This is a genomic window from Pseudomonas sp. Pmew2 (genome assembly GCF_058129885.1).
Genome location: NZ_CM176702.1, coordinates 2,424,626 through 2,443,904, shown reverse-complemented (window position 1 = coordinate 2,443,904; position 19,279 = coordinate 2,424,626). Strand labels below are relative to the sequence as shown.

Annotated in this window: 7 protein-coding genes and 1 pseudogene; 5 read left to right on the top strand and 3 right to left on the bottom strand. The window is 57.0% G+C overall.

The annotated features are described in order from the left end of the window. Nucleotides 1-16: 16 nt before the first annotated feature. Complete coding sequence (locus AC4ANK_RS11000; protein WP_081029278.1) at nucleotides 17-4,309, bottom strand: hypothetical protein; 4,293 nt, start codon at nucleotides 4,307-4,309, stop codon at nucleotides 17-19. Nucleotides 4,310-4,590: 281 nt separating this feature from the next. Here AC4ANK_RS11000 and AC4ANK_RS10995 point away from each other — a divergent pair, with 281 nt between their 5' ends. The 5 genes from AC4ANK_RS10995 (at nucleotide 4,591) to AC4ANK_RS10975 (ending at nucleotide 15,258) form a co-directional block, all read left to right on the top strand. Beyond that, nucleotides 4,591-9,777, top strand: coding sequence for an RHS repeat-associated core domain-containing protein (locus tag AC4ANK_RS10995; RefSeq protein WP_460382950.1), 5,187 nt, complete (start codon nucleotides 4,591-4,593; stop codon nucleotides 9,775-9,777). Nucleotides 9,778-10,133: 356 nt separating this feature from the next. Then, nucleotides 10,134-10,688 (top strand): fimbrial protein, encoded by a 555-nt coding sequence (locus tag AC4ANK_RS10990; RefSeq protein WP_031594896.1) that lies wholly within the window; start codon nucleotides 10,134-10,136, stop codon nucleotides 10,686-10,688. A 107-nt stretch (nucleotides 10,689-10,795) separates the two neighbouring features. Continuing rightward, nucleotides 10,796-11,542 carry a fimbrial biogenesis chaperone gene (locus tag AC4ANK_RS10985; protein ID WP_031594897.1) on the top strand — a complete coding sequence of 249 codons (747 nt, stop codon included), beginning with the start codon at nucleotides 10,796-10,798 and terminating at the stop codon, nucleotides 11,540-11,542. Between the two features lie 36 nt (nucleotides 11,543-11,578). Then, a complete protein-coding gene (locus AC4ANK_RS10980) occupies nucleotides 11,579-14,095 on the top strand; it encodes a fimbria/pilus outer membrane usher protein (RefSeq protein ID WP_460382953.1) in 2,517 nt (838 codons plus the stop codon). Nucleotides 14,096-14,142: 47 nt separating this feature from the next. Continuing rightward, on the top strand, nucleotides 14,143-15,258 hold the full coding sequence (locus AC4ANK_RS10975) for a fimbrial protein (RefSeq protein WP_031594899.1): 1,116 nt from the start codon (nucleotides 14,143-14,145) through the stop codon (nucleotides 15,256-15,258). A 41-nt stretch (nucleotides 15,259-15,299) separates the two neighbouring features. On the opposite strand, the gene AC4ANK_RS10970 is transcribed toward AC4ANK_RS10975, so the two are convergent. Further along, a complete protein-coding gene (locus tag AC4ANK_RS10970) occupies nucleotides 15,300-16,832 on the bottom strand; it encodes a hypothetical protein (protein ID WP_031594900.1) in 1,533 nt (510 codons plus the stop codon). Nucleotides 16,833-16,921: 89 nt separating this feature from the next. Continuing rightward, nucleotides 16,922-19,119, bottom strand: a pseudogene (locus tag AC4ANK_RS10965) (autotransporter outer membrane beta-barrel domain-containing protein). Nucleotides 19,120-19,279 lie beyond the last annotated feature (160 nt).

The following is a 19,279-nucleotide window of genomic DNA, read 5'->3' as shown; positions in this document are numbered from 1 at the left end:
ACCGATGTGCCTTGGGTCAGGACGCTGGGACTTCTTTGCCCTTCATCAATTCCAGCTCCTTGGCGAACCCGCCCACTGGTAGCGGCAATATGATATGCCCCTCCATGACGTCAAAGACTGGATGATCGGCCTCGGCAAAAATAAGCACAAACCGGTCAGTCGACGAGATGTCGGGGGTGTACAAGCCGTCACTGATGCTCCCGCTCCCGGCGCCTACTCTCCATCTGACGCCAGGCAGCGCAACGGCATTGGCAAACGCTTGCAGTTGAACCTGATCAGCACGAATGGTCACAACGTCCATGGGCTTGCCGACCTTCGCAACCTCCAGAACTTCAGAAACCTCCACGGTTTTTACGACTTTCACGGTCAACAGTGGGGTTTGATGCTTTACCAATACCCACGACGAAACACTCGCCTGCCCGCTGGTCACGACTATCTGATCCAGGACATAGGTTTTGCCGGGCACCTTGTGCGCCGCGACGTAACGGTGATCACCATCAGCCAGTGCACTGCCCTCCAGAACACCGCTTTCGCCGGGAACCGGATCCTTGAGCGACCAGTGCATTTCTTCTGTGCCGAGCGAACCTGCCTCGAGCTCCACAATCTGCCCGGCGTCACACACCTGAATCAACGGATTGACGGTGATCGGGTTGGTCACGATCGTGACCAGTGCCGAACTTCGATAGTTCGAGTTCATGTCAGTGGCCGTCACCCGAACACGCGTGAACGCAAGCTCGGTCAAAGAGGCTTCCGGCGCGTAATACCGGCCGGTGCCATTGATGGCACCGAAGTTCTGCGCATCGCCCTGCAGACGTTCGACACTCCAGGTCACATTCGCACCCGGCGGTTGAATGGAGAAGGTGGTGGAACTGTCGACCACCATCAGATGCTCCGCCGGGCTGACGACAAAGTCTGCCCCGGAACTGTTGATGCGGCCGAAGGCGGCTATGTCTCTGGGCGCACGCAATACATCAGGCACAATGGCTTCGTTGAAATTGAGATCGATACTGTCCCGGATGAACGAACTGATCGGCACACGAGTAGCGAGTTTGCGTGCCAGTGCGGCTTTGATGTCGGACTCGAACGGGTCCTTGTTCAACTTCTCAAAATTGCTTTTTACCGCCGCTATTAAAAACAGTAATGAAAAGCTGTTTGCTGGTGGAGGGATCTCCACGAAAGTCAGGCCATCGATGATGGTGTTTATCGTGAGGCTGGGGATCAAAACCAAGTCGTTGTTTTCCTCGGCGAAGGTATAAATGCACCGTACATCGACCGTGACGACCTTGCTCATGACCAGCAGCGCCCCATGGCCTGGCAACGTAAGCACAACGCCGGGGGTTGCTTTGGACTTCCAGGTCAATGCCACCGTGCCATCGGCAATGAGCTCCACAGACAAAGGCGTGCTCCCCAACGCATCAAGCCAGGTCTCGGTTTTGTAAACATTTGCCAGGACTGACACGCCATCGATTTGAACCTGGACATCCTGGCTGCTCGACTCGGACGTCTTCAGTCTGCCCGACGTGGCAGTCGCCTTGACCAGTCGGCCGGAGCCATCATGAACAGGTTTGAACACAACGCCTTCAATAACCGAAGCAATGGTCTTGGTCACTTCACCTATGAACAGTGCCGCCTTGAACGTACGCTCCGCACTGAACAACACGGTGGCCGAGTAATCTTTCCCGACATCATCCGGTATCAGGTATTGGTACTCTACCGGGATGTCGCCGCCTTCCTGACTGCCTTCCAGACGAATGAACACCAACACGGCCCCGTCGCCGTAGTTGGCGGCATGCGGGTCGAGAGGTGCAGCGGGATTGGTCTGGGTGCGCAGTTTGAAAGACTGTGGGTGCATCAGATTATTCGTGCCACGCTTGATCACGCCAAGCGTCCATATGCGCTCCTCGTCCGGCAACGCATTGAACAAGGCTTTGAAAAAAGCTCCGCCGAGTGCCCGGTCAGTCCTGTCAGCCGCGAAGGTAAGAATGAAATTGTCACTGTCCTTGAGGTCGAGCCGCAGCCGGCCATCGCTCTCGATATTGCCCGGGACCCTTTCCAGCGCGAGATCCAGTGTCAGCTTCGGACCTTGCAGCGCATCGATATGGATGACCCTGTAGGCTTCCCAATTATCGACGTTATTCTTCATCGTCAATTGGGTTCCGCCCAGGATCGAACAGGTCAATGTTGCATGAGACTGACCGAGGTTATCGTTCGAGAAGGCCAGCCTGGGCGCATCCAGAATAAAATTGTGAATGCTTTCTTTAAACCCTTCGCTCAGTCTCACCTCTCCGCTCACAGGCTTTAGATAGGTATCCGACGAAAAACGCGCGACATACTCCTGAAGCAACAGGTTATTCACCTTGCCTCGGGCCATTGCAGCGATGGAGTCCCAACCCCACATAACATTATTGTCGAGGTCTTTCATCCACTCGGTCAGGTGGTTCAGCGTGTTATTGGCCATGGGGTTACGTCCGTGTATGTGTGGGATCATGCCAGTGGCTGTTGCGTCCTGCGCCAGCCCGCCGGCCTGTAAAGAATGACCGTCCAGTGCGATGAAATCGATAGACGGAAACTGTGTGTAAGTCGCCCCGTCATCAAAGCTGACTTCAACCGTCACGGTGTTGGTCAGAGTTTTTCTCTGCAGACTCTCCAGAAAGTCCCTCGGGATGATCACCGACACCTGCCTGGATTGGTATTCCGCCTCACTGAGCGGTTCGGCTGCGCCGGTACGTAGCCCGACCGCTTGTGGCGAACCCGATTGTGACAAACCAATGGCCTTGATTCGTACCCGTTGCCCGGGTGCCATGTAGGGCCAGGATGCGAGGTCCAGACCCGCACCTTCTGACGGCACAAGGTCGAGGTAAAGCAGGGTATCGGTAATGCGTGGTCGCATGATCTGGATAACCGGCCAAACGCCGACAAGGCCTCTGACTTCCAGTTTGAATACCGGCGAAGTGCCTGACTGCGACAGCGAAACGACCTTGTAATACACCTCTACCCACTTGCCCATATTGGCCGGAACCGCCGTGGACGGGATGATGAACAGGCGCGGATCGTCTGGTGAAGGATCAGCGATAAAGCTGCCCGTGCTTGTATTGCCCTCCCAGTGCATCTGTACCGTGGAATCGTCACCGATGAAAGCATCGTCCGGTATGCGAATTTTCACCCCGTTCTGCAGCAACGAGGCATAGATATAGCCCTTTACTCCCCATTCTTCAGCGCTCTCGATCTGGGCGTCGTCGATAACGGGCACAGGAAGATCGAGCGGAAGACTCAGCATGACCTTGCGCGGCAACGAACTGGCGGCATGGCCTGGTCGCGCGTACTGATACACCAGCTCGATTTCCTTGCCGTTATTGGCGCAAAGCCAGGCATTCGCCAGCGAGAACTGCAGTACGCCACTGTCGAGATTGGATATGTCGGCCCTCAGGGTCTGCACCAGCATATTGCCGCTGGAAACGTAAACCACGACATCGTCATCGATCTGCATGCCGAAAGGATCGATCAGCAGGGTGATGCCGTCAGGAAAGGCTTCCGGATCCAGTGAGCCACCGTTGAAATCCTTGATCCTCAATGGCGGCAATAACGCCGCTGACGGTGCGACGATGGCCAGTGACTGGGTGACTGAATCCGTTATAAATGTGGAATCGGCATACTCGATGCAGTAGCTCATCAGCGCGACGCCATTTTCAATTGACAAAAATTCGCCAGCGGTTATCGACCACCGCAAAGGCTGGCCCACCTCGTTCCCAGTCAATAACCGGGACTCGACCAGAGGGTACAAGGAGCAGCCGTCCTCGAAATAAAGATCCAGTGTGAGGGTCACTCTGTCGCCCTCGCGCATGGCCAGATACGGCGGCGTCACGATCGACACCTGACTGAGGCCCCACAGCAGGTCGGGATCAAGCTTCAGATCGTGAGACTCCTTGCATTGCGGCACCCCCAGCCCGGCAGCCGTTGGTGGACGTTTGCCAACATAGAAAAACAGTCGCCGGGACTCCTCGACGCTACCTTCGACTGTGTACGAGTAAAACACCCAGCCCTTGTCAAGCCTCATCAGCAACGGGTTATTGATCATCAGCGGCATGCCTTCAGGCTGCAGCCCCCTAACCTCGATAAAATCGCCGACATAGTCGTCCACTGCGCCCTCAGCGCCACAACCTCGCCAGTTGGGCATGAACAGATCGCCGTTCGTGATCCCTGGATAGTCGATCCAGGTGAGCAGGTCGGCGCTGCCCAACTGATCCAGGTCGAGGTAATTCCCGGGCTGCTGCAGGTCGGGCACCTTGGGGGCGGGAAAATCCAGCGCCATGAGTGAGACTCCTTTCTCGTTTCCGCCTGAATGGGTGTATCGCAAGGGTTGCCCCTGCAAATGCGGATAGGACTTTTTTACGCCGGTGCTCACCAGTTGCCCACTAGCACTACTGCTAGGTTGTTGCCCGGATACGGACTGTTAGGGTTAGGCAAGACCTCCAGCCACACGGACGCCTCAGGGAGTTCAGGCTTGGGGGGCGTCAATGACCAGAGCGCAAGGACTGCACAATTGTCAGACACCGCTGCGCTTGTCCCGCATCAATCAGCGAGGTCCGCTCCATGGCTGCTTCTACTTCCGTGCACTCCAACGCGTTCAATTTCATGAGTTGTCTGAAAAGCGGCGTTGACCCGCGCACCGGGCTGTACAACATATCGATCAGCATGCCCGAACTGCAAAGCAATGACCTGCGCGGACCAGGGTTCCGACTCGACCTGTCCTACAGTCAGCTAAATACGCTGGACAGCGGCTATGGCAAGGGCTGGAATCTACAGGTTTCGCAATACAACCCTGCCACTCAGATCCTGTCCCTCAGCACAGGCGAGACCTTCCGGGTCGACGGCACCGGCAGCAACGGCCTACGGACGATGAGCGAGAAAAAAATTGACACCTTCCACTTCTACAAGCGGGACGATACGTCCTACCGGGTGGTGCACAAATCAGGTCTGGTGGAAATCCTCGAGTTGCACATCAGCGGCAATAAAAGAATGGCCTGGGCGGTGAAAATCATCGCGCCGTCCGGGCACAGCATCACGCTCAAGCACAAGCCGTTCAACAGCAGCACCTACAGGCTTGCTTCGATCACTGACGACCTGGGTCAGACACTGTTGGAAATTGCACGCAGCGACGATTTCGTCGAGCTGAAGCTGCATCCGTATGAAGGCATTGGCGGTGCTCCACTGGCGCGCTTTTTGATGACCCTCGCCGGCACCGACAAACGCGTATCGCGCATCACCCTGCCCACCGAGAATAATGCGTCATGGCGCTTTGAATATACCCCGAAGAACGACCAGCAATTGTGCGTGAAGCATGTAGAGACACCGTCTGGAAGCAGCGAAGATGTTTACTACCAGGATGAAGGCCATGCGTTTCCATCCAGCGCCGCTCGCCAGCCCATACCCAGAGTGACCAGGCACGTCATCGATCCCTGCCTCGGTCAGCCAAAGGTCGATGTGCGATATACCTACAAGGACGGCCAGCAACGCTCACGAAATTTTCTCGGTGCAGGGCTGACCATCGCCTGGGAAGACAACGGCCTGGACAACCTTTACAAAACCTTGCAGGACTACAGCTATGTCTGTACCGAAAGCCTGTGGGTCGACAGCAAGGCCGTGCGCAGCATAGAGCGGACCTTCAACCGCTTTCACTTGCAGACCCAGAACAACAACCAGCAAACGGTCACGACCGCCTATAACATTCGGCCGGGCGAGCGTTACTGCATGCAGCCCAACAATTGTCAGCTACCCAGCGAAGTCACCACCCGTTGGCAACGGCTGGACGAGCCTGAGCGGACGCGCACAGAAACCGTCACCTATACCTATGACCTTTACGGCAATCCGCTGGTGCATACACGCGCCGACGGGATCAAAGAAGTCAGCAGCTGGTACCCGGCCGGCGGTGGCGACGGTTGCCCGGCCGATGCGGAAGGGTTTGTCTCCCGACTGAAAGAAAAAGTGGTCAAACCCGCGCCATCGTCGCAGTCCGGGGCCCCTACCCTGTCCACACGTTATCGCTACAGCACGCTGCCTGCACTGACCGGCAGCGAGTTACCCGACTGGATCGTGCCGGAAACCGAAACACTGCTGCAGCTTGAAAGCGATGGAACCTCTGTGGAGTTGCAAAAGATCCTGCTGGAGCATATCAACCAGCCGGACGCGCCTTTCCAGCATGGTCGAACCGGGAGAAATATCGAGTCCCTGAATGGAAAGGACACCGTTACCGTCTACGAGTACAGCCACTCCAGCATCAGTCACAGCAACAGCAACAGCACCAATAGCAGCAGCCGCAAGAAAAAGGGTAAGGGCAAGATCAGGATCAAGATCAAGATCAAGATCAAGGGCAAAGGCAACAACAAGAGCAAGGGCAACAGCAAGGGCAACAGCAAACACTTGCAGGTCCCGGTACAGCTGATAGAGATCACCACTATCGGCTTCGACAACACTCGCATGAGCAAGCAGCAACAGCAGTCGTTGTTGACCGGCCAGGTGCTGCTGACCCTGGAAGAAGGCGTGGAGATCCGCTATGTCTATGACGCGCTCAACCGGCTGACCAAAGAAACGATCGCACCGAATTCAAGTGCTGGCTATGAAGCCAGTCGCGAGTACGAGTACACCCTGTGTTCCGATACGGGACAGTGGGCAGAACAAGTGCTGACCGACGCCCGCAAGGTCAAGACCCGCTCTGTCATGGACGGCCTGGGCCGGGCAATACTCGAGGAACGGGACCACATCGACAGCAATGATCTGCAAGCAATGTGCGTGATCCATACAGCGCAATACAACGCCTGGAACAATGTGCAATACGAAACGGATTACGACTGGTTCGACAACCAGCAACTGTTCGCTATGCAAAACACCTACACCTACGACGACTGGAACCAGCAATCTGTCATTGCCTCGGATCACGGCATGCAGACTCACCAGTACCACGACCCCATCGGCAGTAAAGAACATAACGGTCCTGTTCAGAAGACCTGGGTGCAAAGCGGTGACGCAGAACCTCTGATCAGTGGTCGTAGCGAGACCTGGCTGAACATGTTCGGCAAACCGGACAAGATCAAGAGCCAGGACGCAGCAGGAAAAGATCTGGGCTCACAAACTTTTCTCTACGACGGAATTGGACGCTGCACGGAACAGACCGATGCGTCAGACCACAAAACGCAGTTCAGTTATGACGCCTGGTCGCGCATGGTCAGCACACGCTTGCCCGATAGCAGCGAGGCACATCGTGAGTATGAACCGTTCAGCACCACCGAGCTGCCGACCAGCCTGAACGTGATTCATCCGGACGGTATTACCAAAACCGCGGCAGGCAAACAGACGTTCGACGGGCTCGGGCGTCTGACACTGGCCCAGGCAGGGCAACGTATCGAGCATTACGAGTATGAGGACGGTCACCGGCAGATCAAAACCCGCAAAACGGCCAAGGGTGATGACATTAGCTACACCTACAACCTGGCACTCACCGATCAGATCGTCTCCAGTGTCTCCAGTACTGCACCGGATGACGCTGCCCGTTTCGAGTATGACAACGTCAGTGCCCGCCTGATCTCTGCCACCAATAAGCAGGGCAAGCGCACTTACGCATATGACGCGCATAACCAGCTGACCAAAGAGACCTGGGAAGATCTGCAAGGCCGGACCTGGCAAACCCTTCATCGGACATCCTTGCAGGGCCGTGCGATGTATCGCACCGATGTCGAACAAAAAGACGTCAAAAACCCGGTTAAAGGTGTAGTCAAAGGCCGGAGCAAAGGCGGCGTCAAAAACAGTGTCAAAGGCGTTGAAACGATTTACCGGTATGACACGTTCGGCCGACTCGAAAGTGCCGTTCAGGGCAACGTGGAGGTGACCACCCGTTATGACACACTGGGTCAGCCCTGCGAGATGACGACCCATGACACAGTAGCCGGAACCAGCCTGGTAAACCGTATTGAATATGATGACCAGGGACAGGAAGTTCTCAGAACGCAGAATGCCGGCAATCACCCTGTACGTACGCTGACACAGCAATGGCAACCCGACGGGCTCATGCAAAGCCGTCATTTGCAGGAAGCGGGCAACCCGCTGCTGCTGGAAGAGTTCAAGTATGACGCTCGAGGTCGTCTGAGCGGCGTCACCTATTCAGGCAGTAACCGGCCAGTGCACGCATCCGGCAAAGCGATCATCAACCAGACGTTCATCTTCGACGAGCTGGACAACATGACCCTGACCACTACCAGATTTGACGACGTCAGCAATGAGGCCGGCTTCAGCACTGAGACGGCCATTTTCCGCTATGGCAAAGAAGGGGACCCCGATTCCAGGGACCGATGCCAGTTACTCGGCATCACCTACCGGCCTCCACGGGACACACCGCACCCGACGTTCAACTATGACGCCAACGGCAATCAGTCCGCTGACGAGCATGGCAACCTGTTGTACTACGACAGTGAAAGCCGCCTTGTACGGACGGACAAACCGACAGGTGAGCCGATCAACACATACGCTTACGACAGCCATGATCATCTGGCCACCACCCGCAATGGCAGTGACAGCGAAATACTGCGTTTTTATCAGGGCCAGCAGTTGAGCAGCACGGTGCAGGACGACCGACGAACTCAGTTTCTGCACATTGACGAGCAACCCATAGGCCAGCAGACCATCGGAGAACCTGCCGAAACCCTGCTGTTGCTGACGGATGCGAACCAGAGCGTTATTGGTGAGTTCCAGCAGGACACGTTGCGAACAGCTGTCTACAGCGCCTACGGAGAACGCCACAGCGATGACGCGCTGCTCAGCGTCGCTGGGTTCAACGGCGAGGTATGCGAAAAAGACACGGGCTGGTACCTGCTGGGCAATGGCTACAGAGCCTACAACCCCGGCATGATGCGTTTTCACAGCCCCGATTCCTTGAGCCCCTTTGGCGCAGGTGGGGTCAACCCCTATACCTATTGCCTGGGCAACCCCATTGCCTGGCGCGACCCCACCGGGCATGACGCCAGCTCCCAGAGCGGCAGGCTGCGACGGCCCGACGAGAATGCGATACCGGCAGAGATGCGGGGGGACCTGGGCCTATGGACCTGGGTCTCGCTCGCGGCTGGCGTAGTGTTCACGCTACTCAGTTTCTACGCGACAGTTACCACGTTTGGAATAGCCACCCCCGTCACGGGCCCTATAGCATTTCTAGGTTTATCGATGACCTCATACGCGGGCGCCAGCATTACAACCGCGGTGTTGGCGACAGGAACCTTTATCAGTGCTGCATCAACGGCTGCCAGTACTTATGGTGCAGTGACGGGAAACACCAAAGCCATGCAAGCAGGGCAATACCTCGCCTATATCGGGGCCGCTGTAGAGATCAGTGGGGGGATATTGAGACATACGCTTAAAAGAGCGGTCCATGCTGCGGTCCACGTTGGGGACGATGTAACCAAGCCGGTATTGACGGGCAGACTATTCAGGTTTTTGAACAGGTCGAAGTCCACGTCTGAGGATGGGGCTGCTCCAACGAATCCAGCGAACTCAGGCGCAGGTAACTTAGCAGAGAATACGTTGATTCCAAGAGCGGTCGGGAAGTCAAAGCCTGTGCCACCGCGACCCAACCCGCGGCCAAGGACAGGCCCTTACGCCAGGCGCGACCAGCAATTGGTAACTAATGAAGCATCACCCAGCAGCCCTTCATGGCTGGCACGAAGGACAGCTTTTACAAAACAGCTTGGCGAATTAGGACAGAACGTATACTTGGTTACATACATGATTCGCAGGTGAGAGAACCGAACTTCCCGCCGCCGATAAAAAGTCCATCGCTGTCGGCGGCATTTCAGTCAACGCCTCTATTTCCATACCGTTACATTTGCCCTTCGGATTCTCTGCCCGAACAGACAAGCACAGACCCATGAAAAACCCGGAACAACGTAAAAACTCAAGATTTTAAATGTATGACACTAATTTAGGAAATATCCTACACCTCCCGCCACTAACCAAAGCCCGCCAGAGACTTCGCAACTAACGCACCTGCTGTAAACTCCCGCGCCGTCATGACGCACAACACAAACCGTCTCTCAAGACACCATAAATAGTTACATTTCCACTCTTGTAACGTTAATACTTATAAGGTTTTTATCGTGAATAAAATGCTATCTGTACTGGGCCTTGCTCTGGCGACCACACTGACCGGCACTGTCGCATCCGCCAACTCCGGCACCATCCGTTTCGAAGGCAAGATAACCTCCACCACCTGCCCTATCGAAGTGGTCAATCCGGGCGATGGCTCTACCGGCAACCTGGTTAACATGGGCTCTATCGAGGCCAGCCGCTTCACCCGCATCGGTGACGAACTGTCTGGCAAGAGCTTTGCCCTGCGCGTCAATGACAACGGCAACTGCGGCCTGGCGAGTGGTAACTTGAATGCGGCCAAAGTCACCTTCACCGGTGACGCGGACAGCAGCGGCGACTACTTCGGCGTCACCCCTACTGCCGACGGGGCAAAGGGCGTTGCGATTGTCATCAAGGACCAGACCGGGGTCTCGATCAAACCAGGCGACACGTCGGCGCCTTACACACTGGTCGAAGGTGGTGTCACCGACATGGTGTTCAACGCCTACTATCGTTCGACAGCAGCTACAGTTGAAGCCGGTGCTGCCTCGGCGGATGTCCAGTTTGTTGTCGCGATTAACTGATACATCGACCCACTCGCTCACTGTGTAAGGATCGATAGTCTTTTCACGTGAAGCATCTTCAATACGTTCAGGTCCGTTTCGGATCTGAACGTACAAGGTAACTTTTCATGATGTGCCAACAGTCTTTTAAAAGACCTGCGCTCGCGGGGTGCACGATATTATTCATGTGCGCAGCCTATATACCTGCCAGCCAGGCAGCACTGACCGTCAACGCAACGCGCATAGTATTCGATGGCGACAAGCGCAGTACGTCGGTGGTCATATCCAACCCAAGTGATCGGCCGTTCGCGGTACAGACCTGGGTAAATACGGAGGCAGACGACACTGTCACCGTCGTTCCATTCGCACCTTCGCCGCCACTTTTTCGCCTTAATCCGGGCAAGGAACAACACGTACAGATCAATGGCCTGCCCCAAGACCTGCCCTCCGATCGTGAATCATTGTTCTACTTCAACGTGCAGGAAATACCTCAGGCCAACTCTTCGCAAGGCAATGTACTGAATATTGCCCTGCGTACCCGTATCAAACTGTTTTATCGCCCGGCTCTGCTGACTGACAACCCCACTGCCCGCCTCAAGGACCTGCAATGGTCGGTCCGGCAGATTGCCGGCAAGGCAGAGCTGACCGCCATGAATCCGACGCCCTTTCATGTGTCGTTCATTCGCCTCGACGTCTCCGGCGGTGGCAGGACTGAAAAGGTCAGTGAAGTCGCCATGCTTGGCCCGTTCAGCTCTCGCCATTACAAGCTCAACGAAACGAAAGCGGTACCGGGCCTTCAGGTGGTGTTTGCCGCGATCAACGATTACGGCGGCTACAGCCAGCCGCTGACAGCTACGGCCACGCTGACCGACTGAAACAGCGCAAGCCCGCTTCATCCCAGGACATTGAACATGACCCTATTACCCGATTCCGGGCTCATACCAGTGCGCCTGCGCTTTATGCAGGTGCTGATTGTGTGCGGCAGCGTTACCGTTGTGCTGGAGCCGACCAGAGCGGCAACCGCCGTCAATTTCCAGCCTGGCTTCCTGCGTCAGGGCCAGAACTATGACAGTGCGGCCGCGGCCAGCGTGCTGAACCAGTTGTCAGCTGTCGAGAGCCTCGGGCCAGGCGAGCATTGGGTAGAAATCCACGTCAATATGCGCTATTTCGGCCAACGTCAGATCCGTTTCGATGCCGACCCACAAGGCAACGGCCTGCTACCCTGCCTGTCGCCGGAGTTGCTGGAGCAGATCGGCGTACGTCTCGGCAGTCTGGCCGACCCGGCCTTATTGCAAGTCGCCTGTGTCGCGCTGGGGCAACTGATTCCGGACGCCAGGGTCGTACTGGACGGGAGCAGACTGCAACTGTCGATCTCGATACCGCAGATCGCCATGCGCCGCGATGCCAACGGGCGAGTGGACCCGGCGCTTTGGGATTACGGCATCAACGCCGCCTTCATCAATTACCAGACCTCGGCGCAACAGACGACCCACAGGGAGACAGGCACCAGCAGCAGCGCAGACCTGTACCTCAACACCGGTATCAACCTGGGATCATGGCGATTGCGCAGCAATCAAAGCGTGCGTCAGGATGCACAGGGAAATCGCGAGTGGACCAGAGCCTATGCCTATGCACAGCGCGACCTGCCCGGCACGCACGCTAACCTGACCCTGGGTGAAACCTACACCGGCGGCGATGTCTTCCGGAGCGTGCCGATCAAGGGCGGGTTGATCAAAACCGATCAGGAGATGCTCCCCGATTCCCTGCAGGGTTACGCACCGGTGATTCGTGGCGTTGCGCAAAGCAGGGCCAAACTGGAAGTGCTGCGCAACGGATACCCGATCTACTCCACATATGTCAGTGCCGGCCCCTATGAAATAGATGACCTGAATACGGCGGGCAGCGGCGAACTGGAGATCGTGCTGACCGAGGCCGATGGTCAGGTACGGCGCTTTACCCAAACTTACTCGACCATGAGTAACCTGTTGCGCGAAGGCGCCTGGAAATACAGCGCAGCCCTGGGCCGCTTCAACGGTGCCTACGCCACCGAGCATCCCTGGCTGTGGCAAGGCACGCTGGCCGTTGGAACAGGCTGGAACTCGGCACTTTATGGCGGACTTATAACCAGCGACTTCTACCACGCCGCTGCACTGGGCGTGTCACGGGACATGGGCACGCTGGGGGCGATGGCATTCGATGTGACCCGGTCAAGCGCCAGCATCGACCAACCCGGTCAGTCCAGCGCGCAAGGCATGAGTTACGCCATCAAGTATGGCAAGGCGTTCACTACCCAGACCAATCTGCGCTTCGCAGGTTATCGCTACTCCACCGAAGGCTATCGGGATTTCGACGAAGCCGTCAGTCAGCGCAGCAGCGACGCTACGTTCACAGGCAGCCGCCGAAGCCGCCTGGAAGCTTTGGTTCATCAGAGAATCGGCTTACGCAGCAGCGTTGGTCTGACGCTGTCGCAACAGGATTACTGGGGCAGCGATATCGAACAGCGACAATTTCAATTCAATTTCAACACCCATCGTGCCGGGATCACCTATAACTTCTACGCCTCACAGTCACTGAGCGCAGCCAGTAGTAGCCGCGGCAACGACCGGCAGTTCGGCCTGAGCATCTCGATGCCCCTCGACACCGGCCATTCGAGCAATGCCACATTCGACCTGCGAAGCAGCGCCAATCGCCACAGTCAACGGGGCAGCCTGAGCGGCAGCCTCTATGAAAACCGCGTCAACTATCACGCCAGTCTGAGCAACGATGACGGCAAGCAGCAAAGTGCAGGCCTCGCGGCCGGCTATCAGGCGCCCTTCGCCAGCCTCGGCGCCGGTGTGACCCAAGGCAATGATTATCGAAGTGCATCAGTCAACGCCAGTGGTGCCTTGTTGCTGCATGCGGACGGCATCGAGTTCGGCCCGAATCTGGGCGACACCATCGCCCTGATCGAAGTACCCGATACACCCGGCGTTGGCATACAGAACGCTACCGGTGTCAGGACCAATAGTCGCGGCTACGCATTGATGCCCTATCTACGTCCCTACCGCCATAACCCGATCACCTTGCAAACCGACCGACTGGGGCCCGAGGTGGAAATCGATAACGCCAGTACTCAAGTAGTACCTGCCAGGGGTGCCGTGATCAAGACCACTTTCGCTGCGCGCACGGTGACACGCCTGATCATCAATGCAACCACTGACGGTGGCAAACCGTTGCCATTCGGTGCCCAGGTGAGCGATGCGCAGGGCAACATTCTGGGCATCGCAGGTCAGGGCGGGCAGATTTTGCTGTCCACCGGCATGCAGGCACAAACCCTCGATGTCCGTTGGGGTGAGAAAAGCGACCCTCAGTGTCATCTGCACATAGACCCCGCCAGCATGCCTCTGGCCAAGGGCTACCGAATGCAAGACATGACGTGTGCCCAGTGACATCAGGTCTGAGCCATCCGCGACATTGTTATTTCAGGAATCCCCCCATGAACTTTGCATTGAACGCCCTGCTCCCCAGTCTGATCCTGTTGGGGACCAGCTATAGTGCTGCGGCTTATTCCGACGTACCGGATGACATACCGAGCAACGATTGCTATTGGATTTCCCCACCGGGAATAAAAGATTACCGTCGCGACATCGGCACGCTCTACGTCCCGAAAGACGCCGCAGTGGGCACCTTTATCGGCAGCATCGATATGCTTCACGCCACGCCAGACAAGGCAGGTCTGGAGGCGGCCTGCAGAAATGACGGCACGGCTCTTCTGGAATTCAATGCAACGGCTACGGTTCCGATATTTCCTGGCACGCTGGAGCCGATAAACGGGGAAGACCTCACAGGCAAGATACTGCAAACCAATATTCCGGGCGTCGGAGTGCGGATAAGACTGGGGTATCCGTATGACAGGAACTGCAGCAATTGCTTCACGCCTGTAGGAGGAAGCGCCTCCGTTCCGTTCATCGGCCTAAACGACCACCAGAAAATGCTCACGAGCCTGCCTTTGGTTCATTTGCACAACTATGTAACGCTGGTCAAGACCGGACCGATCCCCTCCGGACCCAATGTGCTCAATGGCAGCGAACTGTTCTCCGGAAGCGTGACAACGCTTGGCAGGATCATGAAGTACGGGCTAACCGGCACGATACTTCAGGCACAGTGCAGCGTTGGTGCAGATCCGGTCAGTGCCGACCCGGTGCAGTTGGGTGAGTGGGACAGCGCGGACTTCACCGGTCCCGGCTTCACCACACCGGCGGTGCCCTTCAGTATTGCGTTGAGTAACTGCGAGACCTACATGGACGCAGGCTTCGTGGCAACGGCGCATATCCAGCTCGATGGTGTCGAAGGCTCGGTTCCCGAGGGCCCTGTCGGCAGCGGGGTTTTCACCCTGACCAGCGACTCGGACGCCAAGGGCATGGGGATTCAGATTCTCAAAGGTGATGGAGTCACGCCCATGGAGCTGCAGACCGAAGTGCCAATGATGGTGATCACACCCGGTAACGTTGTGCTGAACTTTTACGCCCGCTTCTACCAGACACAGGCCAGTAGCGCGATCCGGCCGGGCAAGGCCAAAGGGGCCCTTAGCTTCACGATGACCTACAAGTAGCAATGCGCCGTGGACTGCCAACCTGGCGGTCCATGACCTCCTCAGGGGTACAACGTTGGTCTGAGCGAAGGGAAAGACTGCCAGGAGAGCGTCTGGTCGAAACTCACACGCACCCGGACATCCAGCTGAGTGCCGAGATTAAATGCCTTCAAATCCGTTTTGCTGATAACACCGGCGTCGATTCTATCGGCCACCCGCGGCACCGGGTATTCATCCAGAACGTTAACGATCAACAACTCTTTATCAGCACCGCTGACACCACGCACATCAATGGTGATGAACTGGTCAGTGCCCATGAATGACCAACTGTCGAGCGTGAACTGTGCGTAGCCTCCCTCGGGAATGTCCTGCAGGCTCAGAATCGCTCCGGAGACCTTGTCACACTGCACGACTGGAAAGCCTGTCATCCCCAGAATAGTCAGAGTATGCCGGTCCGAACGATAAGGTGGGTCGGCGCTATTTTCGAACACCTCGTAGTACACCGGGATCGCCTTGCCGAAATGCTGGGCAATCTGAGTGGAAGGCACGTTGAACAGCCTCGAGTCTGCTACCTCCGTAAGAAAGGAACCCACACTACCGGGCTCGGCCCACTGAACGCGGACGGTGTCACCGGGAGCAATCACGGCATTCTCAGGTATCGATACCACTGCGCCCCGATAAGCATCTACCGGATCGAGCGTACTGGCGCTTGGCCGGCCTGTGGCCTTCTGAACCCGAGGGGGTGGCAGCACACGGGGTACTGGCTGAGCGCACACCAGCAGCGAAACAGCCAGCGCACGGGGCCCGGCATTCCCCGAGCGATCCTTCAGCCTGTAGGACACATAACGCATGCCATCGCCACTCTCTAGAACCATTTGCTTATCGAAGGCAATACTAATCGTGCTACCGATGTCGGACGCTTCAAGCGGCAGGGTTCCGGTGTGCTCCGATCCCGTCGGCGTACTGCTCCAGTACCAGATAACGAGATCCCCGGGGCTCGGCGAAAAATACGCGGGCACTTCGGCCAGCACGGTGTCGTCATGAGTGTTCAGCCAGGCCGCGGTGAGACCGTCGCTGACGATTTCCTGCGGAAAAATCAGCGCACCTTCGTCTTCGAATATCGGTGCCGTTTTATCAATGACAAAGGCCAGTGTTTCGGATTCAGTCAGCATCTGGTTCGCGGTCTCGACGCTATAACGGAGTCGATGCCGGCCTTCGCCAAGGCGTTGCTGCGCGATCATGATGAACAGATCGACAGGCTGTACAGGTCCGGTCCAGACCTTCTCGTCCAGCAGCTCGTCATTCCAGTACACGCGCAGATACTCAGGGTAGTCCAGGCTGGGCTCGGAGTTTTGCCACATGGGAAAATCGACCCGCAACGGCACGAGCCAGGCACTGCTGGGAAGCAGATTGGGTTCGCCGCCGGGTACGTCAGGGAGGAGTTCGGCGATCAAGGGCGGCGCAAGCAGCACGCTCTTGCGCCATGAAGCCGGCCAGAAAAGGATTCTGATCCGTTCGATCCACTTTGAAATGACAGACATGAGCCGGGCCTCCAGCACGAGAAAGCGGTGGCCGACCCGTTTGCCGACCGCCATGCCCGTCAGTTAACACCCTGTTTTTTTTTGCGGATACTGGCACAAGTGATAGGACCGTTGGCGCATCAGCGCCAGTCGCTTCACTGTCGCTACCAGCTGTAACGCAAGCCTGCACTGGCACCCCACGGCTGTTCGATGGCATCGCTCTGTTGCTGTAATCGAAATCAACATGCAGCTGCAGGTTGTCAGACAGCGACACCGAAACGCCCGCACCCAATTCGCCACGGGAACCAGAGAGGTCGTTATTGAACATGTTGTCGTTGACCCTGACTTCGTTCCTGTTGACGAATTCGTGAGCCACGGCAACCCGCACGTAAGGTTGCAGCGTACGTCCCTGGCCCAGATCGAAACTGCTCCCCGCCGTCGTACCGATCTTGCCGAGCAGCGACCGGCTGCGGTCACTTTCAGCATGCATACCGTTATCCAGTGCATAGTCCTTACCCTGAACGACCAGGCCCGCCAGTTGGGTATAGGGTTCAAGAAAATAACCGTTGTTCAGTTTGATGTGCCGACCCAGCTCCAGCGACGCGCCAACCCCCAGATTGTCGTAGTTGCCGCGCGTGCGGGAACCATCGCTGAGATTGACTCTGCCTTTGTTTTTGAACTGATTGAGTTTGATCACGCCATCGATGTAGTAGCCACTCTCGCTGTCCAGCCATGTGCTGTAAGCGCCCAGCGAGTAGCTGTCGACCTTGCCACTGGCACCGTGATCCAGACTAAGGTCGGACGTGCTCTGCCCGATCATGAAACCCGCCAGCCATTGCCCCGACCCCATAGGCAGCTTGCCATCTGCGCCAAGAGCAACACCGCTCTGAACCTGCTGATATCCGAAGCCCGAGGCGTCGGCGACATTGAATTTGTTGCCGTAGGTACGCATCCAGCCGCCGGAACGGGCCTGGTCCATGCGCAACTCACCCATGCGCGAACGCAACGTGCTCAACTCCCCATACCAGACCGTCGGCGCCGTATTGAACAACGCCATGACGGTCTGTGCGGCCGGGCTGATGGTCCGGGTTGCGGTGTCCAGATACCAGTCGTTTGCGCCATGCTTGATCAGGTCATAGGACCAGGCGCCCAGATCCACGGCACCGCCTGCCAGGGAAAAACTGGCATCGCCGGCTGCGGCATGTACTACGTGCAGAGAGGTGTCACTGAGAGGATCGGTACCGGTGCTGCCGATAAGCAAGGAATGGCTGCCGGTTGCATTGCCGGTGATATCCAGAAAGTCTGTGGCCGCGCCGCCGAAATCCACGTCCATCATGAACGTGCCGCTCCCTGACAGGCTTGCAAGTGACAAGGTGTAAAACGAGGCCGCGTCACCAAACCTGACCGACCCGCCATTCATGGACACGTTACCCACCTGGCTTTTTTCGACCATCGTCCACTGCCCCCCGCTGGCGAGCGAAAAACTGGCGACGTTCTGCAGACGTCCGGTCAGGGTTGCATTGTTTTGTAATACCAGACCGGCAGTACTGCCTGCGTCAGCGGATATATCGCCCAGCAATTGACTGTTGTCGACGGTCATGTTGGCTGTAGAACCGTTGATCAGCTCCAGTATCTTGCCGTTGCCGCCGGTCAGCGTGGAGCCATTTTTGACGAAAATAGTGGCAGTGGCAGGCGCCCCGGTGGGCGTTCCGACAATCAGTGCCGAATCCGTGACACCTTCGACCCGGGTCCCTTCCAGGGTCAATAGATTGCTCGAAGGCACGCCGGGGTCGGCGCGCATCCGGATGCCATATTGCTGCCCGGTGATGGTACTGTCGGACGCCTTCACCGTGGAGTCAAACATCTCCACGCCTCTGCCGTTGGTACCCGTGGCCGTTACTGCGCTGCGCTCCAGTGTCAGATTGGCGAGCGAGCCAGCATTCACGCCACGATTGGTTGCCGTGATGGTACTGCCGATGACCGTTGCCGTGGAGCCAACCAGTTGCGCAGTGTTATTGCCCATCCCCATACCATCCGCGCCACCCGTCAGCTGGCTTCCGGTAATCAAGGCATTTGCCCCGGTCAACGAGACTGCTGTGCCGGTAGCCGCGCTGACCTGACTGCCATTGAGTATCAACTGCGCGCCGGTGACTGTAGATATTTGCAGGGTGGTCGCGCCATTGGCGGTCAGCACCCCATTGCTGCCCACCCGATAGCTGTCCAGCGGGGTCGTGGCATCAATGGTCGCGGGGCCATTGACAGAGGTTTGCGCAAAGACAGGACTGCTGGACAGGAAGGGGGAGAGAAACGCCATGATCTTTAGTGTTCGTGAGAGCGGAAGCAGCGCGAATAGAGCATTCATTATGATGTATTACCTGAATGAAGCGGCGTTGAACCCCGTGGTCCTTGCCCGAACTCGGCCACGAGAAAGAGGCCGGAAGACTACGGGGATCAAACTGAATGCTCTGTAGGACGTTTCCTATGTAAATGTAGGGAGGCTCTGGTATTGAGGCTCTGCCAAT

Coding starts and splice junctions, on each gene's coding strand:
- AC4ANK_RS10970 (WP_031594900.1), bottom strand. CDS start 16,832: ATGGCGGTCGGCAAACGGGTCGGCCACCGCTTTCTCGTGCTGGAGGCC.
- AC4ANK_RS10995 (WP_460382950.1), top strand. CDS start 4,591: ATGGCTGCTTCTACTTCCGTGCACTCCAACGCGTTCAATTTCATGAGT.
- AC4ANK_RS10975 (WP_031594899.1), top strand. CDS start 14,143: ATGAACTTTGCATTGAACGCCCTGCTCCCCAGTCTGATCCTGTTGGGG.
- AC4ANK_RS10985 (WP_031594897.1), top strand. CDS start 10,796: ATGATGTGCCAACAGTCTTTTAAAAGACCTGCGCTCGCGGGGTGCACG.
- AC4ANK_RS10980 (WP_460382953.1), top strand. CDS start 11,579: ATGACCCTATTACCCGATTCCGGGCTCATACCAGTGCGCCTGCGCTTT.
- AC4ANK_RS11000 (WP_081029278.1), bottom strand. CDS start 4,309: ATGGCGCTGGATTTTCCCGCCCCCAAGGTGCCCGACCTGCAGCAGCCC.